Origin of the sequence: Cuspidothrix issatschenkoi CHARLIE-1 (assembly GCF_002934005.1) — a bacterium.
In the GTDB taxonomy this organism is placed as follows: Bacteria; Cyanobacteriota; Cyanobacteriia; order Cyanobacteriales; family Nostocaceae; genus Cuspidothrix; species Cuspidothrix issatschenkoi.
Genome location: NZ_PGEM01000024.1, coordinates 22,028 through 46,645, shown reverse-complemented (window position 1 = coordinate 46,645; position 24,618 = coordinate 22,028). Strand labels below are relative to the sequence as shown.

General features: G+C 38.5%; 32 protein-coding genes. 16 read left to right on the top strand and 16 right to left on the bottom strand.

Annotation, left to right across the window (positions count from 1 at the left end; all coding sequences use genetic code 11):
* Positions 1–2 precede the first annotated feature (2 nt).
* Complete coding sequence (gene fraD / locus CUN59_RS03330; protein WP_104386493.1) at positions 3–1,019, top strand: septal junction protein FraD; 1,017 nt, start codon at positions 3–5, stop codon at positions 1,017–1,019.
* A gap of 167 nt (positions 1,020–1,186) precedes the next feature.
* Positions 1,187–1,966: an ABC transporter permease gene (locus tag CUN59_RS03325; protein WP_104386492.1), complete on the top strand. Its 780-nt coding sequence runs from the start codon at positions 1,187–1,189 to the stop codon at positions 1,964–1,966.
* Between the two features lie 63 nt (positions 1,967–2,029).
* Here the strand turns inward: CUN59_RS03325 and CUN59_RS03320 are convergent, their stop codons facing one another.
* The 4 genes from CUN59_RS03320 to fabI form a co-directional block, all read right to left on the bottom strand.
* A complete protein-coding gene (locus tag CUN59_RS03320; RefSeq protein WP_104386491.1) occupies positions 2,030–3,457 on the bottom strand; it encodes a polysaccharide biosynthesis/export family protein in 1,428 nt (475 codons plus the stop codon).
* A gap of 944 nt (positions 3,458–4,401) precedes the next feature.
* Complete coding sequence (locus tag CUN59_RS03315) at positions 4,402–5,385, bottom strand: ABC transporter ATP-binding protein (RefSeq protein WP_104386490.1); 984 nt, start codon at positions 5,383–5,385, stop codon at positions 4,402–4,404.
* Between the two features lie 65 nt (positions 5,386–5,450).
* Positions 5,451–6,056, bottom strand: a complete 606-nt coding sequence (hisB, locus tag CUN59_RS03310) for an imidazoleglycerol-phosphate dehydratase HisB (protein ID WP_104386489.1) — start codon at positions 6,054–6,056, stop codon at positions 5,451–5,453.
* A gap of 74 nt (positions 6,057–6,130) precedes the next feature.
* Positions 6,131–6,907, bottom strand: coding sequence for an enoyl-ACP reductase FabI (gene fabI, locus CUN59_RS03305; RefSeq protein WP_104386488.1), 777 nt, complete (start codon positions 6,905–6,907; stop codon positions 6,131–6,133).
* Positions 6,908–7,282: 375 nt separating this feature from the next.
* On the opposite strand from fabI, the gene ntcA reads away from it, so the two are divergent.
* From ntcA to CUN59_RS03290, 3 genes are all read left to right on the top strand, one after another.
* Positions 7,283–7,954 (top strand): global nitrogen regulator NtcA, encoded by a 672-nt coding sequence (gene ntcA / locus CUN59_RS03300; protein ID WP_104386487.1) that lies wholly within the window; start codon positions 7,283–7,285, stop codon positions 7,952–7,954.
* A gap of 539 nt (positions 7,955–8,493) precedes the next feature.
* Positions 8,494–9,942 (top strand): DUF3084 family protein, encoded by a 1,449-nt coding sequence (locus CUN59_RS03295; RefSeq protein ID WP_104386486.1) that lies wholly within the window; start codon positions 8,494–8,496, stop codon positions 9,940–9,942.
* A 131-nt stretch (positions 9,943–10,073) separates the two neighbouring features.
* A complete protein-coding gene (locus tag CUN59_RS03290) occupies positions 10,074–10,496 on the top strand; it encodes a pre-16S rRNA-processing nuclease YqgF (RefSeq protein ID WP_104386485.1) in 423 nt (140 codons plus the stop codon).
* 1 nt (position 10,497) lies between these two features.
* Here CUN59_RS03290 and CUN59_RS03285 read toward each other — a convergent pair whose 3' ends face one another.
* The gene (locus tag CUN59_RS03285; RefSeq protein ID WP_104386484.1) at positions 10,498–10,761 is read right to left on the bottom strand and encodes a DUF3146 family protein; all 264 of its coding nucleotides are present in this window, start codon (positions 10,759–10,761) and stop codon (positions 10,498–10,500) included.
* Positions 10,762–11,043: 282 nt separating this feature from the next.
* On the opposite strand from CUN59_RS03285, the gene CUN59_RS03280 reads away from it, so the two are divergent.
* Together CUN59_RS03280 and CUN59_RS22455 are read left to right on the top strand one after the other, a co-directional pair.
* A complete protein-coding gene (locus CUN59_RS03280; RefSeq protein WP_104386483.1) occupies positions 11,044–11,226 on the top strand; it encodes a hypothetical protein in 183 nt (60 codons plus the stop codon).
* Entirely contained in the window at positions 11,213–11,509 is a 297-nt protein-coding gene (locus tag CUN59_RS22455) for a PEP-CTERM sorting domain-containing protein (RefSeq protein WP_104386482.1), read from the top strand. Before CUN59_RS03280 ends, CUN59_RS22455 begins: the two co-directional genes overlap by 14 nt.
* On the opposite strand, the gene CUN59_RS03270 is transcribed toward CUN59_RS22455, so the two are convergent.
* Positions 11,451–12,227, bottom strand: a complete 777-nt coding sequence (locus tag CUN59_RS03270) for a class II aldolase/adducin family protein (protein WP_104386481.1) — start codon at positions 12,225–12,227, stop codon at positions 11,451–11,453. The genes CUN59_RS22455 and CUN59_RS03270 overlap by 59 nt on opposite strands.
* 146 nt (positions 12,228–12,373) lie before the next feature.
* On the opposite strand from CUN59_RS03270, the gene rfbC reads away from it, so the two are divergent.
* The 3 genes from rfbC to CUN59_RS03255 are packed head-to-tail and all read left to right on the top strand — an operon-like array spanning position 12,374 to position 14,872.
* Complete coding sequence (gene rfbC / locus CUN59_RS03265; RefSeq protein ID WP_104386480.1) at positions 12,374–12,919, top strand: dTDP-4-dehydrorhamnose 3,5-epimerase; 546 nt, start codon at positions 12,374–12,376, stop codon at positions 12,917–12,919.
* Complete coding sequence (rfbD, locus tag CUN59_RS03260) at positions 12,912–13,799, top strand: dTDP-4-dehydrorhamnose reductase (RefSeq protein WP_104386479.1); 888 nt, start codon at positions 12,912–12,914, stop codon at positions 13,797–13,799. Before rfbC ends, rfbD begins: the two co-directional genes overlap by 8 nt.
* Positions 13,796–14,872 (top strand): glucose-1-phosphate thymidylyltransferase, encoded by a 1,077-nt coding sequence (locus CUN59_RS03255; protein WP_104386478.1) that lies wholly within the window; start codon positions 13,796–13,798, stop codon positions 14,870–14,872. The genes rfbD and CUN59_RS03255 overlap by 4 nt, the downstream gene beginning before the upstream one ends.
* Before the next feature lie 397 nt (positions 14,873–15,269).
* Here the strand turns inward: CUN59_RS03255 and CUN59_RS03250 are convergent, their stop codons facing one another.
* The 4 genes from CUN59_RS03250 to CUN59_RS03235 are packed head-to-tail and all read right to left on the bottom strand — an operon-like array spanning position 15,270 to position 16,410.
* Positions 15,270–15,587, bottom strand: coding sequence for a helix-turn-helix domain-containing protein (locus CUN59_RS03250; protein WP_104386477.1), 318 nt, complete (start codon positions 15,585–15,587; stop codon positions 15,270–15,272).
* A 17-nt stretch (positions 15,588–15,604) separates the two neighbouring features.
* The gene (locus CUN59_RS03245) at positions 15,605–15,985 is read right to left on the bottom strand and encodes a type II toxin-antitoxin system RelE/ParE family toxin (protein ID WP_243406857.1); all 381 of its coding nucleotides are present in this window, start codon (positions 15,983–15,985) and stop codon (positions 15,605–15,607) included.
* 3 nt (positions 15,986–15,988) lie between these two features.
* The gene (locus CUN59_RS22755; RefSeq protein ID WP_497706902.1) at positions 15,989–16,153 is read right to left on the bottom strand and encodes a PIN domain-containing protein; all 165 of its coding nucleotides are present in this window, start codon (positions 16,151–16,153) and stop codon (positions 15,989–15,991) included.
* A 5-nt stretch (positions 16,154–16,158) separates the two neighbouring features.
* Complete coding sequence (locus CUN59_RS03235) at positions 16,159–16,410, bottom strand: UPF0175 family protein (RefSeq protein WP_104386476.1); 252 nt, start codon at positions 16,408–16,410, stop codon at positions 16,159–16,161.
* A gap of 155 nt (positions 16,411–16,565) precedes the next feature.
* On the opposite strand from CUN59_RS03235, the gene CUN59_RS03230 reads away from it, so the two are divergent.
* Positions 16,566–16,826: an AbrB/MazE/SpoVT family DNA-binding domain-containing protein gene (locus CUN59_RS03230; RefSeq protein ID WP_104386475.1), complete on the top strand. Its 261-nt coding sequence runs from the start codon at positions 16,566–16,568 to the stop codon at positions 16,824–16,826.
* Positions 16,814–17,092, top strand: coding sequence for a type II toxin-antitoxin system PemK/MazF family toxin (locus CUN59_RS03225; RefSeq protein ID WP_104386474.1), 279 nt, complete (start codon positions 16,814–16,816; stop codon positions 17,090–17,092). Before CUN59_RS03230 ends, CUN59_RS03225 begins: the two co-directional genes overlap by 13 nt.
* A 497-nt stretch (positions 17,093–17,589) precedes the next feature.
* Here CUN59_RS03225 and pyk read toward each other — a convergent pair whose 3' ends face one another.
* Positions 17,590–19,359: a pyruvate kinase gene (gene pyk / locus CUN59_RS03220; RefSeq protein ID WP_104386473.1), complete on the bottom strand. Its 1,770-nt coding sequence runs from the start codon at positions 19,357–19,359 to the stop codon at positions 17,590–17,592.
* A 355-nt stretch (positions 19,360–19,714) separates the two neighbouring features.
* On the opposite strand from pyk, the gene crtR reads away from it, so the two are divergent.
* Complete coding sequence (gene crtR / locus CUN59_RS03215; protein ID WP_104386472.1) at positions 19,715–20,599, top strand: beta-carotene hydroxylase; 885 nt, start codon at positions 19,715–19,717, stop codon at positions 20,597–20,599.
* A 59-nt stretch (positions 20,600–20,658) separates the two neighbouring features.
* Here the strand turns inward: crtR and CUN59_RS03210 are convergent, their stop codons facing one another.
* The 5 genes from CUN59_RS03210 to CUN59_RS03190 all read right to left on the bottom strand — a co-directional run bounded on the left by CUN59_RS03210 (position 20,659) and on the right by CUN59_RS03190 (position 22,778).
* The gene (locus CUN59_RS03210; protein ID WP_104386471.1) at positions 20,659–20,961 is read right to left on the bottom strand and encodes a type II toxin-antitoxin system RelE/ParE family toxin; all 303 of its coding nucleotides are present in this window, start codon (positions 20,959–20,961) and stop codon (positions 20,659–20,661) included.
* Positions 20,958–21,188 carry an addiction module protein gene (locus CUN59_RS03205; protein WP_104386470.1) on the bottom strand — a complete coding sequence of 77 codons (231 nt, stop codon included), beginning with the start codon at positions 21,186–21,188 and terminating at the stop codon, positions 20,958–20,960. Before CUN59_RS03205 ends, CUN59_RS03210 begins: the two co-directional genes overlap by 4 nt.
* 71 nt (positions 21,189–21,259) lie before the next feature.
* Complete coding sequence (locus CUN59_RS03200; RefSeq protein WP_104386469.1) at positions 21,260–21,601, bottom strand: hypothetical protein; 342 nt, start codon at positions 21,599–21,601, stop codon at positions 21,260–21,262.
* A 26-nt stretch (positions 21,602–21,627) separates the two neighbouring features.
* Positions 21,628–21,966 (bottom strand): hypothetical protein, encoded by a 339-nt coding sequence (locus CUN59_RS03195; RefSeq protein WP_104386468.1) that lies wholly within the window; start codon positions 21,964–21,966, stop codon positions 21,628–21,630.
* A 593-nt stretch (positions 21,967–22,559) separates the two neighbouring features.
* Positions 22,560–22,778, bottom strand: coding sequence for a type II toxin-antitoxin system HicB family antitoxin (locus tag CUN59_RS03190; protein ID WP_104386467.1), 219 nt, complete (start codon positions 22,776–22,778; stop codon positions 22,560–22,562).
* A 187-nt stretch (positions 22,779–22,965) separates the two neighbouring features.
* Between CUN59_RS03190 and CUN59_RS03185 the strand changes: the two genes are divergently transcribed.
* The 3 genes from CUN59_RS03185 to CUN59_RS03175 are packed head-to-tail and all read left to right on the top strand — an operon-like array spanning position 22,966 to position 24,575.
* Positions 22,966–23,190 (top strand): hypothetical protein, encoded by a 225-nt coding sequence (locus CUN59_RS03185; protein WP_104386466.1) that lies wholly within the window; start codon positions 22,966–22,968, stop codon positions 23,188–23,190.
* A gap of 19 nt (positions 23,191–23,209) precedes the next feature.
* The gene (petJ, locus tag CUN59_RS03180; RefSeq protein WP_104386553.1) at positions 23,210–23,545 is read left to right on the top strand and encodes a cytochrome c6 PetJ; all 336 of its coding nucleotides are present in this window, start codon (positions 23,210–23,212) and stop codon (positions 23,543–23,545) included.
* Positions 23,546–23,555: 10 nt separating this feature from the next.
* Positions 23,556–24,575, top strand: coding sequence for an aldo/keto reductase (locus CUN59_RS03175; RefSeq protein ID WP_104386552.1), 1,020 nt, complete (start codon positions 23,556–23,558; stop codon positions 24,573–24,575).
* Positions 24,576–24,618 lie beyond the last annotated feature (43 nt).

Sequence of the window (24,618 nt, the reverse complement as noted above, 5' to 3'; positions counted from 1 at the left end):
GAATGGAATCATTATTTAAGGATATATTAGGCATATTTACATATATTCAAGGCTTATTTGCCACTGTGCAAAAACTCTTCACCCCAACCAAAGCATACTCATGGCAAACATTTATTTACTTGAGTCTTTTTTCTTGGGCAATATCATCTTTGGCAGTGGGCTATATTAAAGATGTAATTGCCTTTTGTGGCTGGTTATTTTTATTAGCAGGAACGGCCTGGTATACTACCGATGATCCTTTAAGAGTTCCGGGAACTTTTATGCCAGTAGGGGCAGTAATTACAGGGTTTTTAGTTAGTGTATTTGCCTTTGGACACAAGGAAAATGTATTAACATCAAATACTATAGTTATTTGGCCAACCATAGCCGCAGTTGTTACTGCTATCCCTAACTTTTTTGAAGGTACAGGTGGAACAGCAGCAAAAACCAAACTTCCTAAAGTTCAAGATCGTCAAAAAGTTGTGGTTTTATTAGCCTGGTGTATGTTACTTAGTTGTTGGCTTCAGTTTTACTTTGTCATAGATAAATGGTTGAAAGAATATCCCAGTTTACGCGCAGATAACTTTCAAAAAAGTGCTTTTGTCATTAGGTTAGAACCACCCAAGCAAAAGCCAAAAAACGGTGATTTGATTTTAAATAAAATCCAACCTTTAGTTACTAGCCAAATTGCCAAAAAACCTTGGTCAGAAGTCGAAAAATGGTTAATAGAAGTTAATGAACAACTAGGTAATATAGGTAGGAGAAGCATTGAAAATAATTTAGGTGAATCGAAAGAAAAACTACTTTGGCGAATTGAACCCCGTGTGGTAAGTATCAAATCTGGATATAGACTAGATATTTTGATGATTTGGGCAGGACCGAGTGCCGATAACCGGGGATATTATTGGAAAAAATCTTGTTTAATTCAACCATCAGGTGGTAGTAAACAAACGGAAAATAAAAACGCGGTGGCAACTATTTCCTGCGATCGCCTCAATAAATTTATCCTTGGTTCACCACCTCCACAACCACAGGGGTAAGTATACAACTAGCGGGCAAGACTTGTACTGAGAGTGTCGTTCGCGTGGCGTGGTGTTAGCCATAGTATGCCCGCACCATAAGAGTTTTGTAATTTACATTTGTATCTGATTTGCTGATAATTGCTGTTTGCAAAATCCACTAATAAATTTAATTTTTCTACCTGGGTATGAATGTAATTAGAACTTTTTTCATGGCTAAAAATGTGTTTCAGGAAGTGATCCGCGATCGCATTCTGTACATCATTGGTTTTTATGGCATTATTCTGGCTATTGCTTTCCGCGCTATTCCCGAATTTGCTACTACCACATCCGATAAAATATTTTTAGACTTTGGTTTAGCCACCATGAACGTCATTGGTTTAATTGTGGCTACATTTATCGGTACGGGATTAATTAATAAAGAAATTGAAAAACGTACCATCTTAGTATTAATTGCTAAACCCATTACCCGCAGTGAATTTATTACTAGTAAATATTTAGGATTATCGGCGGTTTTAGGTGTGATAGTTACGGCAATGACAATTATTTATTTAGGATTTTTGCAATTTGGCAAAGTATCCTATTCAATTAGCAGTATTTTTCTGGCTAGTTTGTTTATATTTTTACAGTTATCGTTAATCACTGCGATCGCCATTACTCTGGGAGTTTTTACCAGTTCTCTTATTGCCACAGCCTTAACATTTGCTGTGTATTTAATGGGAAATATTACTCAAGACTTGGTAGCATTAGGTAAATTAAGTCGTAACCCTGGCATGGAACGCATCACCCAAGGGTTATATTTGATATTACCAGATTTATCCAGATTAGATTTGAAAAATGATGCTGTTTATGGTTTACAAGCACTACCAGACACCATCACATTAATTACTAATGCTGGTTATGGTTTGCTTTACAGTTTTATGTTATTAGCGATCGCTATCCTGATATTTTTAAGAAGAGAGTTTTAATCGATAGCAGAAGGCAGAAGGCAGGAAACAAAGAACAACTGACAACTGACAACTGCTATCAATCTAAAATCCAAAGAATAATCTCACGATCCCTAAGATAGTACCCAGAGGACCAGCTATAGTATTAACCTGATCGCCTGTTTTAGCTAAACCGTTGCGATCAACTACAATGATATCATTATTACGTAGAATCGGATTAGTTTCTTCATTAATACCTTTGGCTAAATCCACTTTAACTGGACGTTTGTTAACAGTACCATTGGAATTGAGGCGAATCAATTCTACAGTAGCTCTACTAGCTCTACCATCATTAAAACCACCGGCGGCCAATAGTGCCTGATTTAACGAACTATTAGGCTGTAGCTTAACTGCACCTGGACGCTTCACCTCACCAACTACACCAATTTCAATAGTATTTGGGGATAAAGTGGTTGTTGCCAATTGGGTAGCTTCAGCAGGAGAAATTTCCGTAGCGGTGGGAATAATGATAGTATCGCCATCTTGCACTACGATATCTTGATTAATGTCACCATTTTGGAGTAATTCCCACAGGTTGATATCTATATTTTGTTGTGTACCAGTGCGGGTAGGACGGCGTAATTTAATTTTGCGAACATCAGCTTGTGATGTAATTCCCCCTGCTAATTGCAAACTCCGCATTACTGTGGGTAAACCGCCACCAGCACCACCATCCTGTGCTCCTCCTCCATTCCCAGGGGTGACTAGATAAGAACCAGGGCGATAAACTTCACCAATGACTACCACTGTACGGGGTGTGGTTTGGCTAGCAGCGAAATTGGCTGAAAATAAATTGCGGGCTTCAGCCACATTTAAACTGGCCGCCGTGGGGATAAATATGGTATCTCCATCTCTGAGGGTGATATCTTCGGATATTCTGCCTGTTTGCATCAATTGCTTGAGGTTGAGAGAAACGCTTTCTTCTGCAGAACGTCCCACTTTGCGACGTAGTTGCACTTGAGTCACGTCTGCTGCTAGGGTTACACCCTGGGCGTTGGTGATGGCAGCTAAAACTGTGGGATATTGGACACCTGGGTTATTACCCGCGCCACCTTCTAAACTGAGGGTGTAAGCTCCTGGTCTGGTGACTTCCCCAGCTACAAAGACATTTATGGGACGAGGTGATAAGAGGTTAACGGAAATCAGGGGACGTTTGAGAAACCGAGCGTATCTTCTAGCAATGGTATCAGCAGCTTGTTCTGTGGTTAAACCAGCTACAGGAACACTACCAATTAAGGGCATATTAATTGCACCACCGGGAGGAACTTGATATTCTCCAGTGTATTCTGGGACTTCAAATACATTGACACGGATGCGATCGCCACCGCCTAATAAATAATCTGTAACCATACTGACTCTGGCTGGCTGTTTTTGTGCCAAACTTACAGATGGCAAACTTATAGTGATAGTTGTTAGTAATGCTAAACCCAGAGTTGAATGGGTGAGAAGTTTAGACAAATCTTTATTAAGCATATTTACCTAAGAGTTGAAGATGAGGATATTTACAGTTATTCTGAGAACATTTTCATCTAAACCTCCAGGAGACCCCCACCAAAACTGTACTCAGTTTGGTGATGGGAGGAATGGAGGGTTAATTGTGAAACGTCCCTGGAGTAATTTTGTGCGCCAGCACAAACAATGAAAGGGACAGTTGAGCAATTAACAAATCTTTGATTTTCCATATTCGATTCGATTCGTAACGGTCTTTGTGAATTGATTTACTGGATTAATTAGGAAAGAGTAGTCTTTTTTCAGTGTCTAAAACAAATACTTTGGACAGAATATTTTGCTCCGAAGAGCCTCCCATTTCTGGGGTAATGTTAGCTTTGACAATGTTAGAGGTCGGTAACTATCTTAAAAGCACTGGTTTAACCCTTAAGCCTGTTTAACTTTGAAGTTCTAGAGCAGGGAACTAGCTACGCATTCCCTGGTAGGTCTTTAACTCTTACCTCTAACGTAGTTCCGTTAAGAACTGAGTCTGATCAACTAGGCTTTTACAAGCCCTCACTTACCCGAAGGGAAGTGATGGGTGGTTGACGGTGGGTCTAGTTCAGCATTGCGGTAGATCACGCTATTTGCTTTAAGTCAGCAAAGCCGCCCAACGAAGTGGGTCAACAATTTTATTTTCTCATAAATATTTAGTTTTCCGGACATAAATTATTTCTTGATTTAGGATATTGATTTTTAATTTTCTATGAAGTTAGTCCAAATTTTAACTAATTTTATCCTGGTTAATTTTCCCAATACATAATGATTTGATTATAGCTGTAGCTATTTTTGATTAGGATATTATTGATCATTAAAACCTAATCATAACAGGGGTTTCACTCTTGCCTTTTGCCTTCTAGTATATGTGTATTTTATGTAATTTTTCTCCTGAGATAATGAACGTATGCTGTAAAATTACTAGATTTTTACTAATTTAGAGGATGATTTCGGCTTTGAATCTGTTGAATAAAAAAGTCTTCTAGAGACTGACGTGATAAATTCATGGTGATGATTTTTCCACCCATCAATCTTAGACTAGCTAAAAAATCATAGTAATCTTCTTGGAGGATACCTTGCCAATAACCATCGGCCCCAAATTCTAAATTACTAATCCATTTTTTCAATATTTCTCCGTCTCCTCCTTGACCTTTGACATGATATGTATTTTTATTACCTAATAGTTCATTTAAAGAACCAGAACAGATTAATTCTCCTTTAGCTAGAATAGCCACGCGATCGCAAATTTGTTCCACTTCACTCAACACATGACTATTAAAAAATATGGTTTTCCCCGATGCTTTCAAAGAGAGAATAATTTCTCGCATTTGATAACGGCCTAGGGGATCAAGTCCAGACATAGGTTCATCTAAAAAAATCAAATCTGGCTCATTAATTAACGCTTGCGCCATGCCTACACGTTGCAGCATACCCTTAGAGTAACGGCGCATTTGCTTTTTCCGCGCATCAGCTTGAGACAAACCGACTAATTCTAATAATTGGGGGATGCGTTGACGTTGTAACTTTTGTGGTATTTGAAACAGCCCTGCGGCCAACTGCAAAAATTCCCAACCAGTGAGATAGTCGTATAAATAGGGATTTTCTGGGAGATAACCAATATGTTGCTTAACTTTAGCATCACCTATGGGTTTCCCTAACAATAATCCCCGTCCAGATGTAGGGCGAATAATTCCCAGCAATAATTTTAACAATGTGGTTTTACCCGCACCATTAGGACCCAACAGACCAAAGGTTTCACCTTGGTAAACCTGTAAAGAACAATTTTTGAGAGATACAACTTTTTGATTGAGCCAAAATCCAGTCAGATAGACCTTGCGTAATTCAGAAGTCAGAACTACTGGTTGTTTATCTATGGGATTTTGTTGAGTATCGAGGTTATCTACAACAGAATTCATGGCCGTAAAACTACCAACTACTGACTATTTAGAACTAACTCCAATTTAACCCATACCGAGAATTTTTATAAGACACCTTTAGAACTAGGAATGGTTTCTGCACGACGAGGATCAATTTCTACAGCTATTCGCATGGCTCTAGCAAAGGCTTTAAATGTCGCTTCAATAATATGATGGGAATTAATGCCATCTAATTGGCGGATGTGTAATGTCATTTGACTGTGATTGACCAAGGCGACAAAAAACTCCCGCACTAATTGTGTGTCATAATTTCCTACTCGTTGTGTGGGAATTTCTAAACCATAACTCAGGTGAGGTCGTCCAGAAAAGTCTAATGCTACCTGAACTAAGGCTTCATCCAAAGGAGCAAGAAAATTACCAAAGCGGACAATTCCTTTTTTATTACCCAAAGCCTGAAATAAAGCTTGTCCCAAGGTAATACCAACATCTTCATTGGTATGGTGATCATCAATTTCCCAGTCACCTTGAGCTTGAATATCCAAGTCAAAAAGCCCATGGGAGGCTATTTGATGGAGCATATGATCTAAAAAGGGAATACCTGTAGAAACTTTGCATATCCCTGTACCATCCAGATTGATAGTCACATGAATATCTGTTTCACCAGTGGTACGGTGAACTGAGGCTATCCGAGGTGTTTGGTTATTTGTCATCTTTTGCCAGTTGTCATTTGTTAGTTGTCAGTAGAAAAAACTTCTCCCCTGCTCCCCTGCTCCCCTACTCTGACTTACATTCCCATAATTTCATATCCTGCATCTACATACAGGATTTGTCCAGTGATACCGCTTGCTAAATCACTACACAAAAAAGCGGCGGTGTTGCCTACTTCTAATTGTGTAACGGTGCGACGTAGAGGGGCTACTTCCTCGACATGATGAATCATATCTAGAATACCACCGACGGCGGAGGAGGCAAGGGTACGGATGGGACCTGCGGAAATGCCATTAACGCGGATGTTTTGTGGTCCAAGCTCTGCGGCTAGGTAACGGACACTAGCTTCTAATCCAGCTTTTGCGACACCCATAACGTTATAGTTAGGAATTGCACGAACTGCACCTAAATATGTAAGAGTTATAATACTTCCACCTTCGGTCATTAAAGGTTTCGCTGCACCGCTTAATTGTACAAGTGAGTAGGTGCTAACTTCTAAAGCTGTTTTAAAGCCAGATCGGGAAGTTTCGCTAAAGCCTCCGGTCAAATCTTCTCTTTGAGCAAAGGCCAAACAATGAACTAAAATATCTATTTTCCCCCATTCTTGCCGGATGGTTGCAAAGGTGGATTGAATTTGCTCGTCATTTTCGACATTGCAGGGCAAAAACAAGCTGGGTTGAAGAGGTTCTACTAACTCTGCAACTTTTTTTTCCATTTTACCCTTGTCATCTGGCAAATAGGTAATGCCCAAATTCGCCCCTGCTTTATGGAGTTGTTGGGCTATTCCCCAAGCAATGGAACGGTTATTGGCAATACCTGTAACTAGGGCATTTTTTCCAGATAGATCCAGCATAGAAATTGCTAATTTAATTCATCATTAGGAGCATACTAGAATCTGACCCTAGTTTGACTTTGTTGGGCTAGAGATTTTCCAAGATGCTGGAATAGGGTGCAATAACTACCCTAAAAAAGATCATGGTGTTTGCAAAAATTCCCAAAAAATTTATAAATTTTCGGCGCAAAACCTGTTGACTATTATCTGTGAAACTACTTATAAATAATTACTAGCTAAACGGAACAATAATTGGGTATCATTATAAACGAAGCAGATGCAATTATAAATTTGAGTATAGGAAAAACAGAAAGCTTGACGGTGCTTTATTGATTTTTCAGGTGTATTCTTAGGTAATTAGTTTTTGTTTTTCTGGCATTGGGTAGGGGAAGGGAGATGATCGTGACACAAGACAAAGCCCTAGCAAATGTGTTTCGTCAGATGGCAACCGGGGCATTTCCTCCGGTTGTAGAAACGTTTGAACGCAATAAGACGATCTTTTTTCCAGGAGATCCTGCTGAACGAGTTTATTTTCTTCTCAAGGGTGCGGTGAAACTGTCTAGGGTGTATGAGGCAGGAGAAGAAATAACGGTAGCTCTGCTCCGGGAAAATAGCGTTTTTGGTGTGCTGTCATTGCTGACAGGAAATAAATCTGATCGATTTTACCATGCAGTGGCCTTTACCACTGTGGAATTGCTTTCCGCGCCGATTGAACAGGTAGAGCAAGCACTGAAGGATAATCCAGAATTATCAATGTTAATGCTGCGAGGTCTGTCTTCGCGCATTCTTCAGACGGAGATGATGATTGAAACTCTGGCTCACCGCGATATGGGTTCAAGGTTAATCAGTTTTCTATTAATTCTCTGTCGAGATTTTGGCGTACCTTGCGCCGATGGCATTACCATTGATTTGAAGTTATCTCATCAGGCGATCGCGGAAGCCATTGGTTCTACTCGCGTTACTGTTACCCGCTTACTGGGAGATTTGCGCGAGAAAAAAATGATTTCCATTCATAAAAAGAAGATTACTGTGCATAAACCTATTGCTTTAAGCAAGCAATTTACTTAAAAAACAAGGTACATGACGTTAGGAGTTCTAGAATTTCTGTTTTCCGACTCCTGACTCCTGTATTCTGTTTGATGATCAAACAGAAAAATCTCAAAAATTACCTCAGTTATCTTTTAGCTTAAACAGTAGAAGCCTCTCACCTACCCGATAGGAAGGTGATGAGATAAATACAATACGCGTGAGTAAAGAATTAAGCATAGCGAAGTCATCAATGTTAGTCGAAGAGGAACGAACACTTTTTTTGTTTTTGTCCAAATATCTGATATAATTCTCAGTTATAGGTGTAATCCAAATTAAATGCACTAAAAGCAGCCTGTTACAAAAGTTAAAAATTATCTCCAAAATTCCCTAGGGCATAGGGCTTTAAAGCTCAGTTAATGTCTTCAAAGAAGAGTCCCTGAGAAGCCCACACTAACCTGTTAGCGCAAGCGTGCCCCAAGGCATAAGGGAGTGTGTGAAGTATGTCACCCTAATTCCATTTATCCCAGGAAATGGTGTAACGTAGTAGGCTGGATCTGAAAGCATTGCTATAGCTAACAATGACCACTGGGTATATCCTAATTGCAGCAATTTTAATTTTGGGGGGCGTAATTGCTACCGTGGGCGATCGCATTGGCACACGAGTCGGTAAGGCACGCCTCTCACTTTTCAACTTACGCCCGAAAAAAACTGCTGTTATTGTCACTATTTTTACAGGTGGTCTAATTTCAGCGTCAACTTTAGCCATTCTATTTGCGGCTGATGAGGGTTTACGCCAGGGCCTATTTGAGTTGGAGGATATTCAACGGGACTTGGGACAAAAGCGAGAACAACTGAAAATCGCTGAAAGCCAAAAAAGTCAGGTAGAGATAGAGTTAAATCAAGCCAAAGAACGACAAAATCAGGCACAAAAAGAATTACAAGCTATTAATAAATCTTTACAAGCAGTAAATATTAAACAAAAAACCACCCAAAGTCAGTTAAATAAAACTTTGAGCCAACAAGCTCGAACCCAAACACGATTGAATGAAAATCAAAAACGTTTGGGTGATGTAGTGATTCAGTATCAACAAGCAAGAACGGAATTACAAACTTTATATAATCAGCGCCAGATATTACAAAAGGCGGTAACCAGTTTAAAAGCAGAACGGGAAAGATTATATACTGAAGCTAAAGTAGTAATGGAGCAAGCTAAGACGGCGATTGAAAAACGCGATCGCAAAATTGCTAAGTTAGATAAGTTAATTCAAAATCGTAATTTAGAAATTAAACAGCGAGAGGAAATTATTGCTGTGAGAGAATCTCGGTTGCAAGAATTAGAGAAACAACAAGAATTTTTAGAGCAGGAAGTAGCCAGACTAGAAAAATATTATCAGTCCTATCGTGATCTGCGATTGGGTAAATTAGCTTTAGTTAGAGGTCAAGTCATCGCTGCTGGGTTAGTTACTGTAGAAAACCCTAATGCGGCACAGGCGGTAATTATCCAAATTCTCCAGGAAGCTAACCGCAATGCGAATATTCTCTTGTCTGAACCTGATGCTACTCCCACAAATAAAGAAATTTTGCGTGTCACTAAAGATCAAATTCGGCAACTAATTGCACAAATTAAAGATGGTCGAGAATATGTGGTGCGAATTTTCTCCGCAGGTAATTATGTCAGAGGAGAAAAGCAAATAGAATTTTTTGCAGATGCAGCCCGAAATCAATTGGTATTTTCTGCTAGGGAGGTATTGGCCACGACCACAGCCGATTCAAAAAATATGACATCTGAACAAGTGCGTCAACGCCTAGAGTTGGTAATTTCTGCGTCTCAATTTCGAGCCCGCAATGCTGGAATAGTTGAAGATGTACAAATAGAAGGAACTTTTTTGCGGTTTGTTAACCAATTACAGCAAATACAACAAGAAGTGGAGGTTAAAGCTATAGCCGCAGAAGATACTTATACTGTAGGTCCGTTGAGAGTTAAATTAGTGGCTATTTTAAATGGGAAAATTCTTTTTATTACATAATAGGCAAGAGGCAAGGAGTAATACTATGGCTAAACGCCAGGCTACGCTAACGACTTCGCTCGGTAACCAGAGGCAAGAGGCAAGGGAGAAGAGGATAAGATTTTTTTCTACTGTCAACGGACAACTAACAAATGACTAATACACAACCTGTAATTTTAGGATTTGATCCCGGTCGTGATAAATGTGGGATTGGGGTGATGGGACTAGATCGGCAATTGTTATATCATGAAGTTGTATTAGCGAATGAAGCGATCGCTAATATTGAAAGACAACTGCAACAATTCCCTGTATCCTTAATGGTGATGGGGGATCAGACCACCGCTAAACAGTGGAAACAACGATTACATCAAGAATTAAATCAGCCGATTAATATTATTTTAGTTGATGAACGTTACACGACTTTAGAAGCACGCGATCGCTATTGGGAGATGTATCCACCCCAAGGTATTACTAAAATATTACCCAAGGGTATGCGTCAACCCCCACGGCCAATAGATGATATTGTGGCCATTCTCTTAATTGAAAGATATCTGAACCGACTTACTGACAACTAATTTAAAGTTCAGCCCGAATTGTAAAAGCATAATCTCCTCCAGGTTCTAACTGATAATCTTGTTGTTCTAAAAAGCGGCCTAGAGGTTCTTTAATCAAAGCACGACCCTGAGAAGGCTTAACAGAAAGTTCTCCCCGCAGGAAATGCCACTGGAAATGCCACTGAAAATTACCAGCGCTAACTTCACCTTCAAGAAAGCCTTGTTGCCAAGATTGGCGGGTAACTCTCACATGGGCAGTAGTTTCTGGCAGACGTTTAGCACTCACGTTGATTTGATATCAAGTATGGGATAATGTACTATTAATTTATAGGTTTACTACAAACTCATTCAAATAATATCAGTCAACACAATCTAGTTTATTGACTAGCTGTTAGTTGTTAAATTACTATAAACGCAAGATAATTATCCGTTTTTTACATTAAACAATTGAATTTGTTACAAAAACCACACATTATAGACATGACATTGTTTATTACTGTTATCTCCCACTACGTAAAATCCAAAGTAGTGGGTTTTATTTATTTTTATTAAATATCAACTAGACACTATGGAATTAACACCAGTATCATCTAGAACTATTTGTCAAGACTGTGCTTTTTATATTAATTTGGAATGTACTCACCCTGACGAATCAGAAGTTAATTATGCTACCATCATTTTCTGTAATTCCTTCACTCCAGCAGTAGAAATTGATAGTCCTTGTGTATCATTTAACAATGGGTATGGGTAAGATTTATATCTCTAACTTCTTTAGGACTTACGCGCGAAGTAATCAAAAACCTGATTCTTTTGTAGGGGTAATTCATGTAGCTTGCTTCCGGATGAGTATTACCCCTACTTTCTATATCCTAATAGCGAAGGAGATGGAAAAATCAATTCCTGAACCCTCTACTTATGTTGGGTTGTTAGGAATTGCTGCTTTAGGTGGGACAGGAATAATTAAACGCAAAACCATTAATTCAGCAAATCTGGTTCTTGCTGGACAATCATCTCATACAAAGGTTGAAAGCTAAACCAACCCATTTCAGGAGTGCCAACTTGGCCATAGGCTATTTTGGCATATTCTGGTTTAATTAGGTGGGGTTTTCCGGCTGCTTGTGCCAATAATTGGGCTTGACAGGAACGCTCCATTGTGATGAACCACCATGCGGCCGCATCAATGGTTTCACCTACTGTCAATAAGCCGTGATTTTGGAGAATGATGGCTTTATTTTTACCCAGAGTTTGGGCAATGCGTTTACCTTCTGATGGGTCGAAAACCACACCTGTATATTCAGTAAATATACTGTGATTTTCGTAAAAACTACAGGCATCTTGGGTGATGGGGTCAAGCAAACGTCCCAGACTAGACCAGCTTTTACCGTAGATAGAATGGGCGTGGGCTGCGGCTACTACGTCAGGACGGGCGGCATGAACTTGAGAATGAATAGCAAAAGCTGCGCCATTTACTGAACGATTGCCGTAAATTATATCACCTTTATGATTAACCAGTAGGAGGTCGCTAACACGAATTAAACCAAAGTGCATTCCCAAGGGGTTAACCCAAAAATTGTCAGGGTTTTCAGGATCACGGACTGTAATATGTCCAGCAATACCTTCATCAAAACCGAAACGGGAAAACAGGCGAAAAGCTGCTGCAAGTCGCTGTTGACGGTGTAATCTTTCTTCGGGGATGGAGTTGAATGTGGGAAGTTGGCGAATATTGGGGTTGGGGATAGCTATCTCTATCATAAGAGAGTTTTTTGGCAAATATTTTTAGTAGCGAATGCGATCGCTATTGTATCCCTAAATTCAACACAAGTCCTTGTAATCTGAAATTATGGGATGGACATTTTATAGTATTATCTCAGTAGTTTTTATAAGAAATTCCCTAGATAATGAACATTATTCCTACGTCTATTCCCGATGTTATCATCATTGAACCGAAAGTTTTTCAAGACTCACGGGGATTTTTTTTAGAATCTTACAACCAAAAAACATTCACAGAAAAACTAGGAATTACACCGAACTTTGTCCAAGATAATCACTCGAAATCTGAATATAATGTGCTCAGAGGATTACATTATCAAATTATCCAACCTCAAGGTAAATTAGTTCGCACCATTGTGGGGGCAATTTATGATATTGCTGTAGATATTAGAAAAAAATCCCCGACATTTGGCCAGTGGGTAGGTTGTGAACTCAACGCGGAAAACAAACGCCAATTGTGGATACCGCCAGGTTTTGCCCATGGGTTTCTGGTACTTTCAGAAGTTGCCGAAGTTATGTATAAAGCTACAGATTATTATGCACCAGAAGGCGATCGCTCTATTTTATGGAATGACCCGGATTTAGCAATAGATTGGCCTCTCAAAACAGCCCCAATTTTATCAGCTAAAGACAGCAACGCGCAGAAATTTAAAACCGCCGAAGTTTATGAATAAATCAATATTATTAATCGGTAATAACGGACAAGTTGGTACAGAACTACAAAAGATCCTTTCATCTGACTATCAAGTTATTGGGTTAGCACGTCCCGAAATAGATTTAACTCAAGGTCATAACTTACGCCAAATTATCCAAGCAGTTAAACCCGAAATAATTATTAACGCGGCTGCTTATATAGCAGTAGATAAAGCTGAAAGTGAAGCAGAAATAGCTCATAAGGTTAATGCTATCGTTCCACAAATTATCGCTGAAGAAGGTCAAAAACTAGGCAGTTTCTTAATTCACATTTCCACAGATTACGTATTTGATGGCAATAGTAATTATCCCTATCAAGAAAATGATATTACCAATCCATTGAGTATGTATGGTCAAACAAAATTAGCGGGAGAAATGGCAATTCAACAAGCTTGTGCTGATTATATAATTTTACGCACAGCTTGGGTTTATGGAACGTATGGTAAAGGTAACTTTGTCAAAACTATGTTACGAGTTGGTAAAGATAGACCAGAAGTGAGAGTAGTTGCAGATCAAATTGGTAGTCCTACTTGGGCGCATGATATCGCTGACACAATTAGTAAAATTATCCCCCAATTAACATCAGAAATTTCGGGAATTTATCACTATACAAATAGTGGTGTCGCTAGTTGGTATGATTTTGCTATAGCTATTTTTGAAGAAGCGCAAAAACTCGGTTTCCCGGTGCAAATTAACCAAGTTATTCCCATTACCACCCCCGAATATCCCACACCAGCAAAACGTCCTGCTTATTCCGTTCTCGCTTGTAGAAAAATATCGCAACTTTTGGGAACTTACCCTCCACATTGGCGACAAAGACTCATATTAATGTTAAAAGAATTAAAAGAGAAATCCCTATGAAAGCATTGATTTTATCTGGTGGAAAAGGTACAAGATTACGCCCTTTAACCTATACAGGAGCAAAACAACTTGTCTCAGTTGCCAACAAACCAATTTTATGGTACGGCATCCAAGAAATGGCTGATGCTGGAATTACTGATATTGGAATTATTATCAGCCCAGAAACCGGGGAAGAAGTCAAAAATAAAACGGGAAATGGTGACAAATTTGGTGTGAATATCACCTATATTTTACAACAACAACCGGCAGGATTAGCCCATGCTGTGCAAGTGGCGCGGCCTTTTTTAAAGGATTCGCCATTTGTCATGTATTTAGGAGATAACTTGATTCAACAAGGTGATTTAAGTTCATTTTTAGATAAATTTACCCAACAACAACCAGAAGCATTAATTTTATTAAGAGAAGTAGATAATCCTAGTGCTTTTGGTGTGGCGACAGTTGATGAACAAGGTAGAGTATTACAGTTAGTTGAAAAGCCTAAAATTCCTCCTTCAAATTTAGCCTTGGTAGGGGTTTATTTCTTTTCACCTGTTATTCATGATGCTATTTCTTTAATTAAACCTTCACTAAGAGGAGAATTAGAAATAACTGATGCTATTCAGTGTTTAATAGATCAAGAAAAACAGGTTTCAGCTTGTAATCTTGATGGTTGGTGGTTAGATACAGGTAAAAAAGATGATTTATTAGAAGCTAACCGTTTAATTCTGGATACCTATTTAAAGAAATCAATTTTAGGTGATATTGATAGTAAAACCCAAATTACTGGTAGAGTGCAAATTGGCGCTGAATCTAAAATTATCAATTGTACAATTCGTGGTCCGGTGGTAATTGGTCATAACTGTTATTTAGAAAACTGTTTTATCGGTCCCTATAGCAGTATTGCTGATAACTCCACACTCATAGAAACAGATTTAGAACATAGTGTGGTGTTAGAAGGTGCAAAAATTACGGGCATTCAACAACGAATTATTGATAGTTTAATTGGACAACGCGCCCAGTTAAGTATCGCCCCTCGTCGTCCTAAAGCATTACGGTTTTTAATTGGTGATGATTCGCAAATTGAATTGACTTAAAGAGACATCTCCGAAAAAGATTGTAGAGACGTTCCATGGAACGTCTCTACAAAGGTTCTGGAAAACGCACATTTAATTTCCGGAGATGTCTAAGGCAATTTATTTTTATCTTTAGGACTTACGCAAAACCTACTTCAAATACTGTCATTGCGACGTAAGGAAGCAATCTCAAACCCCTACGTTTCGTTAAAATGCGTAAGTCCTATTATCTTTAGGACTTACGCACAAGTTACTAAAAACGAACCACAGAGAACACAGAGATCGCAGAGGAATGAGAGTTTGAGAGGGTTTTTCGTAAGTCCTAATCTTCTAATTTGCGTACTATCTCCAAGAAACTGTTTGTAAATTTTCAACTTTCTGAAAATAAGCATTGCGTGTAACTAAAATTAGATTATAATTAAACTACTGTTATCCGTGCATTGTCTCTCAATTTAGGTTTGACTGTAATTTCTACATCAATTCCCAAAGTATTCAGAAATCTAAACATTCTTTCTAGAGAAAAACCTGTAAGTCTTCCTCTCATTAAAGCAGAAACTTTTGGTTGATCAATTCCTAATAATTCAGCCGCTTCTGCTTGGGTGATATGACGTGCAGTAATAGCGTTACTAATTTTTCGTGCTAGTTCTGCTTTGACTAGCATTTCCTCTGGGTTGGGTAAATCTAAATCAGCAAATACGTTACCGCTACTGGTTTTTATTTCAATTTTTTCTGTCATAATTATTTCCTTTTCTCTTACTGATAAACTTGTTTATAATGCTGCTTTGCTCTTTCAACTCTTGCTTCAATTAAGTCAATGTCTTGCTTGGGTGTAGCAATACCATGTTTTGATTTTTTCTGGAAGACATGAAGCACATAAACTGCTTTTGGTAATTTCACAGTATAAATAGCTCGATAGGTGTCTCCATCAAAATCCTCTACAACCTCTAATACACTCGCTCCTTTAAATCCCTTCAAAGGTTTGGTATTAGGATGTTTGTCACCAATTTGAGCTAAATACAGAGCATATCCTATTTCCCCTTGTACGTCTTCAGGAAAGTCTTTGAGGTCTTCTAGGGAACTTCCTACCCATTCCAGGGGTTTTATCTGTTCTGTTTCCAATTGCTTTATTTGCACCCTTTATATGCTAAATCTAGCATATTTTATCAGGACTGTAGTACAAAATCTTTTGTTTATATAAACAGCTTGAGGAATTATAACTTGTCCAAATACCTCCTTTAAAATATCTAGACGATTGATAGCCGCAAAATTAATTAGAGGTGTAGCATTGCAAATAACAGTCACAATTATTAAAAACCTTCTTGAATAGTCTTAACATCTTCCAATAAATCAACTTCATTATAATGTCGTTCAATTTTCCTTTCTCCTAAAAGCTGCTGAAATTCCCAAACAGATAAATTAGCCAAACGTCGCGCTTGACCAAAAGTAAAAATATTCTGTGCATATAACTGTAAAGCTAATTCCTGACGAATAGCCGACTCACCCTGACTTAAAGAATCAGGTGATAATTGTAAATTAATCGAACTCGCAAATTTACTCATATAGAACAATATTTGTTATTCATTACTTCATTATACTCAAAAACCTGTTTACATATCTCATCTTAATAGGACTAAATAAACATATCTTCCTCTACTTGACTATTTTTATCGTTGTAATTACAATGTAAACACCACCCTATCCCCAAACACCAAAAATGGGTACAGCAATTAAAACCCGAATAGTCAAAATCGGCAACTCCCAAGGGTTACGCATCCCAAAAACCCTATTAGAACAAAGTGGAATTAACTCAGAAGTAGAAATAGAAGTTCAAGGAAATCATCTCATTATTCGCCCAGTTGAACAAGTCAGAAAAGGTTGGGAAAAAGCATTTATAGAAATGGCAGAAAAAGGCGATGATATCTTATCAGATGATATCAACACAACAGCATGGGATGAAAATGAATGGCAATGGTAGTTAACAGATTTGATGTTTTCCTAGTTAATCTTGACCCTACCATTGGTAGTGAAATTAAAAAAACCCGCCCATGTTTAATAATCTCACCCAACGAAATCAACCATCACATTTCTACCGTAATAGTTGCACCAATGACAACAAAAGGGCAGTTATACCCTACAAGAGTGACCTGTGAATTTCAAGGAAAAGAGGGGCAAATCGTACTTGACCAAATTCGTACAATAGATAAAACTCACATTCCGCATAAGCGGAGAATAAAAAAATAATTATCTCCAAAAACATTGTTTGGTAAGGGTTTTCAGGATTTTAGTTCAAAGGAACTATAAAATGTTTATTAGGAATTTATCTCATTTATTGAGAATATTTTTGGAGTAAAGTTTGTACAACCCTGAATCTTTCGTGATAATTATTCAGAATTGGATTTTATCTGCGGAATGTGGGATAAAACCCGATTAGTCAAACTTATCGGTCAAATTACCACAGAAGAACAAAAAGCAGTTTTGGATATCTTGACGGAAATGTTTGCAGAATAAATAACCTTCTTCTTCCTCTTCTTCCTTCGTGTCCTTTGCTTCTATCCCTTCGGGACGCTACGCGAACGTGGTTGATTTCTCACAAAAACAAGACGCAGAAAACGCCTTTTGCGCCTTTTGCGTCTCTGCGTGAAAAAACCCCTTTACACCATTTCAGAAGTCTGCACCGTAGCTTGTTTTCAAAACCCAAAAATTAAAAATCCAAAATATTTTTTTGAACTTTTAATAGTTTAAGTTCCCACAGCACCAGAGTAAATTAAGCCCCGTTGCATATCTAAAGTCAAAATTGCCCCATCTTTAATTACCTGTGTGGCATCTTTCACGCCGACAATGACTGGAACACCGAGACGTAAACCGATAACTGCGGCGTGACTGGTGAGACTTTCATCTTCTGTGATAATACCGCCAGCCTTGCGAATTGCTTCGACATAATCCACACCAGTGCGGGAAGCAACCAAAATATCACCATTATTAAAATTACTTACATCCATGCCTGTATGGGCTACACGGGCGCGACCACTGATAGAACCTTGTCCCAGTCCAATTCCCTGGCCTAGTATCGCTGTCACCACTTCCACTTTAATCAAGTCTGTTGACCCGGAAACGCCCTGAAGTGTACCAGCAGTCATCACTACTAAATCACCTTCGGTTAACAACTTTTTCTCCTGGGCTACATTTATCGCCGCTTGGAATGTTTGACCTGTGGATGGTAATTCTAGCACCAATAGCGGTCTAACTCCCCAGACCATTTGCAATTGTCGGGCCACGTTAACATGGGGTGTAATGGCTAAAATTGGGGTTTTGGGACGGAATTTAGAGACGTTGCGGGCTGTCGCGCCGGTTTGCGTCAAGGTCATAATTGCGGACGCGCCTAAATTTTCGGCAATTTGACCAACGGCCTGGCTGATAGCATTGGGGATAGAACGCCTGTTATCTCTTGACTGACGGGAGTTTTGATTTTGTGCGTCTTCCTGTTCAATGCGTTCGGCAATTCTAGCCATTGTGGCTACAGCTTCCACCGGGAAACTACCAACGGCGGTTTCATTGGAAAGCATTACCGCGTCCGTACCATCTAAAATAGCGTTAGCAACATCGGATACTTCCGCACGGGTAGGACGGGGGTTATTGACCATGCTATCTAGCATTTGGGTGGCGGTAATGATGGGAATACCCAAACGGTTGGCTGTAGCAATGAGTCGTTTTTGCAGTACGGGTACATCTTCTGCTGGTAGTTCTACTCCTAAATCACCTCTAGCTACCATGACCCCATCGCACAAAGATAGAACTGCTTCCATTTGTTCAATTGCCTCGTGCTTTTCGATTTTGGCAACCACAGGCACATTCTTACCAGTGCTGGAAATTAGCTCTTTAATTTCAATAATATCCTGGGGATTACGGACAAAGGAAAGTGCTACCCAATCTACACCTTGGTCTAGACCAAACATCAAATCCTCTCGGTCTTTGTCGGTCATGGGTTTGATGGATAAGTAAACTCCCGGAAAGTTAACGCCTTTGTTATTAGAAAGTTTGCCTGGAACTGTAACCCGACAATGTAAATCGCCTTTTTCGCGGTTAATTTCCTCTACAACCATTTCGACTTTGCCATCATCGAGGAGGATGTTTGAACCAACGGGGACTTCTTCTGCTAAGTAGTCGTAGGTAACGCAGCTTATTTCCTGTGTCCCGTCTACTGGGCGATTTGTCAAGGTGAAGCGATCGCCCTTAGCCAAAATTATAGAACCATTTTCAAACCGCCCCAAACGAATTTTTGGACCCTGTAAGTCTTGCAGAATTGCTACTGGTGTATTGAGTTCAAAAGCGGTTTGCCGAATTAGCCGAATACTACGCTGATGATCAGCATGAGTTCCATGGGAAAAGTTGAGCCGCAGGGTTGTTGCACCTGCTTGAATAATCGCTTTCAGCATTTCTGGACTGCTAGTAGCAGGTCCAATGGTAGCAACAATTTTAGTTCGGCGCTGAGAATCTCTTAATTGGGTCATGGGCTGGGTGGGTTCAAGATTTTTTGGTCTACCTGGGAATTAATCGTAATGTTTTGTCATACCATTTGAAATTTGAGATTTTGGCTCAAATAGTATGAATTAAACGAACTGCCATATCAATGTTATAAGCAGTTAAAGAGTTGATTATGGTATAGATTTGATATCGTACACTAATCTGATCGGCCACCTTCCTCAAACAGGAGTTTTTTTGTCTAAACACTCATTTAGCCAAGAATGATAGCTTCATTTATGGATTCTGAGGCACGATTATAGATAAATCTTGCTTTACATAACTTTACTCTTGACTCAGATTAATAGTATGATGCCTAGAGATTGATTATGAAAGGAGTTAGTAATGCTCACGTCGGAGGCACAAAAGCCACTGACAATTCCCCCCAAAGAACTTTTATCACCTCCTGGTGATTTCAACCCTACACTACTCATGTTTTTCATAGTAGTGATGATGTTAGTTTTGTCTAACTTTGGGTACTGGCTGTGGGAATGGCCCCATTGGTTATGTTTTAGTATCAATACTCTAGCGCTACATTGTTCAGGAACGATAATTCATGATGCTTGTCACCAGTCCGCCCATCGTAATCCCATTGTTAACGCGGTGTTAGGACATTGCAGCGCCTTGATTTTAGCCTTTGCTTTTCCAGTATTTACACGAGTACATTTACAACATCATGGTAATGTTAATCACCCTAAAGATGACCCTGATCACTACGTTTCTACGGGTGGTCCACTGTGGTTGATTGCGGTAAGATTCTTGTACCATGAAGTATTTTTCTTTCAAAGACGGTTATGGCGTAACTATGAACTAATGGAATGGTTCATTAGTCGCTTAATTATCGTTAGTATTTTTTATATCTCTATCCAGTATCATTTTTTGGGCTATATTCTTAACTTTTGGTTTATTCCTGCTTTTATAGTGGGGATAGCATTGGGGTTATTTTTTGATTATTTACCCCACCGTCCCTTTGTGGAACGAAATCGTTGGAAAAATGCTCGTGTCTATCCTGGTAAAGTTCTGAATATCCTGATTATGGGTCAGAATTATCATTTAATTCATCATCTTTGGCCTTCAATTCCTTGGTATAATTACCAACCGACTTATTATTTGATGAAGCCATTATTGGATGAAAAAGGCAGTCCCCAAACTTCAGGATTATTGCAGAAAAAGGATTTCTTTGAGTTTATTTATGATGTTTTCATAGGTGTTCATTTTCATCATCATTGATGTGTTTTTCTATATCTGAAGTTGTAATTTGGGTGGGCATTTTGCCCACATCACAATATTTATTCAAGTTGTCTTTTTTTCCAATAGTTTGGTCTTCGCTTTCCATGGGCGATCGCAATTACCCAAATAAACTCCTCTAATTCTACGTAGAAAATGAGATATGGAAACCCTTGGATCACGTAACGAAGTACCCCTGCAATAGTGTGTTGCGTTCCTAAATTGGGATTTTGTTGGATTTTTCCCAGAGCTTCTTCTACTTGAGATAGTAAATCCAGCCCCAATCCTATCTTTTGATCTTCATAGTAAGCGATCGCGCTATCAAACTCCCTGATAGCTTCGGTGTGAATAATAATTGGCTTCACGAATACTTCTCTCGCAACTTAGAAAATACTTGATTCGATGATTCACCAATAGCTTTTCCGCTTATGATTTCGTCTAATCTTCTAGTTAATTCTCTATCCCAAGCAACCTCTATATCATCATCTTTACTTTCTTCTAGAGAATGAATTAAAAAGTAGGCAAGTTCTGCACGATCTTGTATAGAGAGTTGAGAAAGTTCAATTTTGAGTTTTTCTGCAATTTCAGTCATGTTTTGTACCATCTGCTCTATCTTAATTATAAATTGATGATTCGTATCGCTCCCTAACACGCTCTACGAATTTAGTGTGGAAAACAGTATTTCCATTTATTCAGGATATAATTTCCGATTAACTTATTGGTATCATGCCAGTAGAGTAGGATTTCTGTCCCATTGGAAAAAAGGTGAATTGGAGTATTATTGTCTAGATTATAAATACCCAAGTATTCTTCTAAATTTGCGGATGTAAGATTGTGAGAACCAAAAAAATTACTTAGACCCACTATATGTAATTCTTTGCTTACTGGATTAAGGATGTAGTTGTAGCCATCACTCATAAACTCTTCATATTGTTGAATATTTCTTGATAATCTAGTTCTTGCAATTCTACGTCTTGGAATATTTGCAACTCCTGGATTTATCATATTTAACTATTGCACTCCCTCTTAAATTAATTACAACCAACAATTTCTTTTAGCCTGCGTTCTAAGTCACTAGAAATAGCTAAACCATCAATTTCTCTACACAGCTTTTCTCTAGACTCTTGTTTGCAGCGCTCATTATAAACTGCAACAAGTATTGCTTCTATACCATATTTACCTAGAGAATCAGAAACTAATGCGGCTATTCCCAGTAAACCAATACCACCTAACATACCAAATGGACCACCCAGTGTTGCTAAAGCTGTTGTGATAGCAGCAGCCCCTACAAGACCAGTAGTAGCCATTGTAACTACAAGTAACACACCAGGCAAGCCTAAAGCGGCAACTTTTCTAACTACTTCATCCATAATTTTTCTACTTACTAGAATGCGTTCTGATTTATTTTATCAAATATCCGTTCCTAAACTCTGAGCGTAAATTACCTCAATATTGCTACCAAACTGCTATTTCTCTAGGACTTACGCATTGACAGGATCAACCAAATATGAGGTATGGGTTTCGGGCATTTCAACGTGATTTTTTAATTATTTTTGGGCGATAGCGAAGCGCTGCTGCAAGCAGTTCGCTATTGATCGGAAGTTAATCGCCAAAAGCCTGAAACGACGGATTTTCGTTCACGCACATCATGGTGAATTTGTACAGTGCGTAAGTCCTATTCTCTAAGGATTCTGTAACCAATGATCGCCAGATTTTGTATTTCAGACAAACGCTGTGACTATAGCAGGGAACAGGGAACAGGGAACAGAGTTGAAAGTCATGAGAGTGTATAGTTTTTTAGGTAAATTCTGTATCTCATTCAAGTGCATACCGCTATATAATATATAAACTATTAGCTTAATAACATACAGTAATTATACGTAATAATATGATTTAATCAACCCAAAAACCAGGCCAGAAAATCCAACCAGCGTTGTTGGGTTATTTTACTTCAATTCTTTACCTATGCTGCATTACAAACTGTAGGTTCTGGAAGTGGATCACCCACAGCTTCGTAACCAATAATTAGAGAGTCTAAGGCTTCTATTCCATTCGTTACTGCTAACTCGTAAGTATCCCCATGAGTGCGCCATTTTTGTCCTGGAAAATCAGGGAATCCTACTAAGAAGCAATTATCTTCGTCAGACCATTGGATAATCATTTGGTACTTGAGTTTATTCATCTTCTTTCTTATCCACTATTGACTCAATTGCCTGTTTTACTTCTTTATGTCCCTCAGCTAGAGAACTTTGCAAAAATAGGATATTAATAATGTATACTATGACAACACCTCCTCACAGATTGAACAGCTTTTTGTGATAAAGTGTAGGTAAATACCAACATTAGTCAAAACTCAAGAAACTATAACTATGTGGCGCGTTAATATCACCTGTTCAGCCGAAGATTGGAAAGTTAGCGGGGCTGAATTTAAGAAAATGGCAGACAATTATCAAACAGAATTAATTGGTTCTAAAAAAATGCCTGATGGTACACGCATCATGATATATAAAATAGAAGATGTGAGTGACGCAGAGGAATTTCAAGAAAAAAGCGCGAAATTTCCTGGTTTTATGGCTGATTTTGAATCCTTATAAAATGACTAAATTAAACCTGATGAAAAAACTAATTATTTTCATAATATGTACATTTTCCTTATGGACAATTAATTTCAACTTACCCGCTAAGGCTTTAGATACAGCCAAAGGTGCAGAAATTTTCAGTTTCCATTGTGCTGGTTGTCATATCAATGGCGGTAATATAATTAGACGAGGTAAAAACTTAAAAAAGAATGCCTTAAAAAAATATAGAATGGATTCTTTAGAAGCAATTACAAATATCGTCACTAACGGTAAAAGTAATATGTCAGCTTATAAAGATCGTTTAACAACAGAGGAAATTCAAACCGTTGCCGCTTATGTTTTGGAACAAGCAGAAAAAGATTGGAAATAATACAAAAAATATGACTTTACCTCAATCAAGCTATTTACAATTTACTCCTGATTTAAAAATTTGCCGCATTTTAAATGGAATGTGGCAAGTTTCTGGGGGACATGGACGCATTAACCCGAAAACTGCGATTGAGTCTATGTTTCAATATGTGGATGCTGGTTTTACAACTTGGGATTTAGCAGACCATTATGGACCTGCGGAGGATTTTATTGGGGAGTTTCGTCGTCAAATCATAGCGACTCGTGGAGAAGAAGCGGTAAATAATATTCAAGCTTTTACAAAATGGGTTCCTCGTCCTGGAAAGATGACGAAAAAACTGGTTGAGGAAAATATTGATATATCGTTGCGAAGAATGGATGTTAAATCCTTAGATTTAATGCAGTTTCATTGGTGGGAATATCGAGATTCTAATTATTTAGATGCTCTCAAGTATATGGCAGAATTGCAAACTGAAGGAAAAATCAAACATTTAGCTTTAACTAATTTTGATACGGAACATTTGCAAATTATCACCGCAGCAGGAATCAAAATTGTTTCTAATCAAGTGCAGTTTTCATTAGTTGACAGAAGACCCCAAGTAAATATGGTTAAATTTTGTCAACAGCATGATATTAAATTGTTTACTTATGGTAGTGTTTGTGGTGGTTTATTATCAGAAAAATATTTAGGTAAACCAGAGCCAAAAAGCTTGGAAATTAACACCACCAGCTTGAGAAAATATAAACAAATGGTTGACGCTTGGGGCGGTTGGGGATTATTTCAAGAGTTACTAAATACTTTAAAAACCATTGCCGATAAACATCAAGTAAGTATTGCAAATGTGGCTGTAAATTACATTTTAAATCAGCCAGCAGTCGGCGGTGTAATTGTCGGTGCCAGGTTGGGAATTGCGGAACATTTGTCAGACAATGCGCGGGTGTTTGGGTTTAGTTTGGATGCTGAAGATATAGGGAAAATAGATACTGTTTCTCAAGAGTCAAAAGATTTATATCAGTTAATTGGTGACTGTGGGGATGAGTATAGAAGGTAGTTGAAAAACTCAGATCCCCGACTTCTGTTTTTATCTGGTATGT

Bases quoted from the DNA above. Each gene is read 5' to 3' on its own strand.
- fraD (WP_104386493.1), top strand. From the start codon at position 3: ATGGAATCATTATTTAAGGATATATTAGGCATATTTACATATATTCAA.
- CUN59_RS03325 (WP_104386492.1), top strand. From the start codon at position 1,187: ATGAATGTAATTAGAACTTTTTTCATGGCTAAAAATGTGTTTCAGGAA.
- CUN59_RS03320 (WP_104386491.1), bottom strand. From the start codon at position 3,457: ATGCTTAATAAAGATTTGTCTAAACTTCTCACCCATTCAACTCTGGGT.
- CUN59_RS03315 (WP_104386490.1), bottom strand. From the start codon at position 5,385: ATGAATTCTGTTGTAGATAACCTCGATACTCAACAAAATCCCATAGAT.
- hisB (WP_104386489.1), bottom strand. From the start codon at position 6,056: ATGACAAATAACCAAACACCTCGGATAGCCTCAGTTCACCGTACCACT.
- fabI (WP_104386488.1), bottom strand. From the start codon at position 6,907: ATGCTGGATCTATCTGGAAAAAATGCCCTAGTTACAGGTATTGCCAAT.
- ntcA (WP_104386487.1), top strand. From the start codon at position 7,283: ATGATCGTGACACAAGACAAAGCCCTAGCAAATGTGTTTCGTCAGATG.
- CUN59_RS03295 (WP_104386486.1), top strand. From the start codon at position 8,494: ATGACCACTGGGTATATCCTAATTGCAGCAATTTTAATTTTGGGGGGC.
- CUN59_RS03290 (WP_104386485.1), top strand. From the start codon at position 10,074: ATGACTAATACACAACCTGTAATTTTAGGATTTGATCCCGGTCGTGAT.
- CUN59_RS03280 (WP_104386483.1), top strand. From the start codon at position 11,044: ATGGAATTAACACCAGTATCATCTAGAACTATTTGTCAAGACTGTGCT.
- CUN59_RS22455 (WP_104386482.1), top strand. From the start codon at position 11,213: ATGGGTATGGGTAAGATTTATATCTCTAACTTCTTTAGGACTTACGCG.
- CUN59_RS03270 (WP_104386481.1), bottom strand. From the start codon at position 12,227: ATGATAGAGATAGCTATCCCCAACCCCAATATTCGCCAACTTCCCACA.
- rfbC (WP_104386480.1), top strand. From the start codon at position 12,374: ATGAACATTATTCCTACGTCTATTCCCGATGTTATCATCATTGAACCG.
- rfbD (WP_104386479.1), top strand. From the start codon at position 12,912: ATGAATAAATCAATATTATTAATCGGTAATAACGGACAAGTTGGTACA.
- CUN59_RS03255 (WP_104386478.1), top strand. From the start codon at position 13,796: ATGAAAGCATTGATTTTATCTGGTGGAAAAGGTACAAGATTACGCCCT.
- CUN59_RS03250 (WP_104386477.1), bottom strand. From the start codon at position 15,587: ATGACAGAAAAAATTGAAATAAAAACCAGTAGCGGTAACGTATTTGCT.
- CUN59_RS03235 (WP_104386476.1), bottom strand. From the start codon at position 16,410: ATGAGTAAATTTGCGAGTTCGATTAATTTACAATTATCACCTGATTCT.
- CUN59_RS03230 (WP_104386475.1), top strand. From the start codon at position 16,566: ATGGGTACAGCAATTAAAACCCGAATAGTCAAAATCGGCAACTCCCAA.
- CUN59_RS03225 (WP_104386474.1), top strand. From the start codon at position 16,814: ATGGCAATGGTAGTTAACAGATTTGATGTTTTCCTAGTTAATCTTGAC.
- pyk (WP_104386473.1), bottom strand. From the start codon at position 19,359: ATGACCCAATTAAGAGATTCTCAGCGCCGAACTAAAATTGTTGCTACC.
- crtR (WP_104386472.1), top strand. From the start codon at position 19,715: ATGCTCACGTCGGAGGCACAAAAGCCACTGACAATTCCCCCCAAAGAA.
- CUN59_RS03205 (WP_104386470.1), bottom strand. From the start codon at position 21,188: ATGACTGAAATTGCAGAAAAACTCAAAATTGAACTTTCTCAACTCTCT.
- CUN59_RS03200 (WP_104386469.1), bottom strand. From the start codon at position 21,601: ATGATAAATCCAGGAGTTGCAAATATTCCAAGACGTAGAATTGCAAGA.
- CUN59_RS03195 (WP_104386468.1), bottom strand. From the start codon at position 21,966: ATGGATGAAGTAGTTAGAAAAGTTGCCGCTTTAGGCTTGCCTGGTGTG.
- CUN59_RS03190 (WP_104386467.1), bottom strand. From the start codon at position 22,778: ATGAATAAACTCAAGTACCAAATGATTATCCAATGGTCTGACGAAGAT.
- CUN59_RS03185 (WP_104386466.1), top strand. From the start codon at position 22,966: ATGTGGCGCGTTAATATCACCTGTTCAGCCGAAGATTGGAAAGTTAGC.
- petJ (WP_104386553.1), top strand. From the start codon at position 23,210: ATGAAAAAACTAATTATTTTCATAATATGTACATTTTCCTTATGGACA.
- CUN59_RS03175 (WP_104386552.1), top strand. From the start codon at position 23,556: ATGACTTTACCTCAATCAAGCTATTTACAATTTACTCCTGATTTAAAA.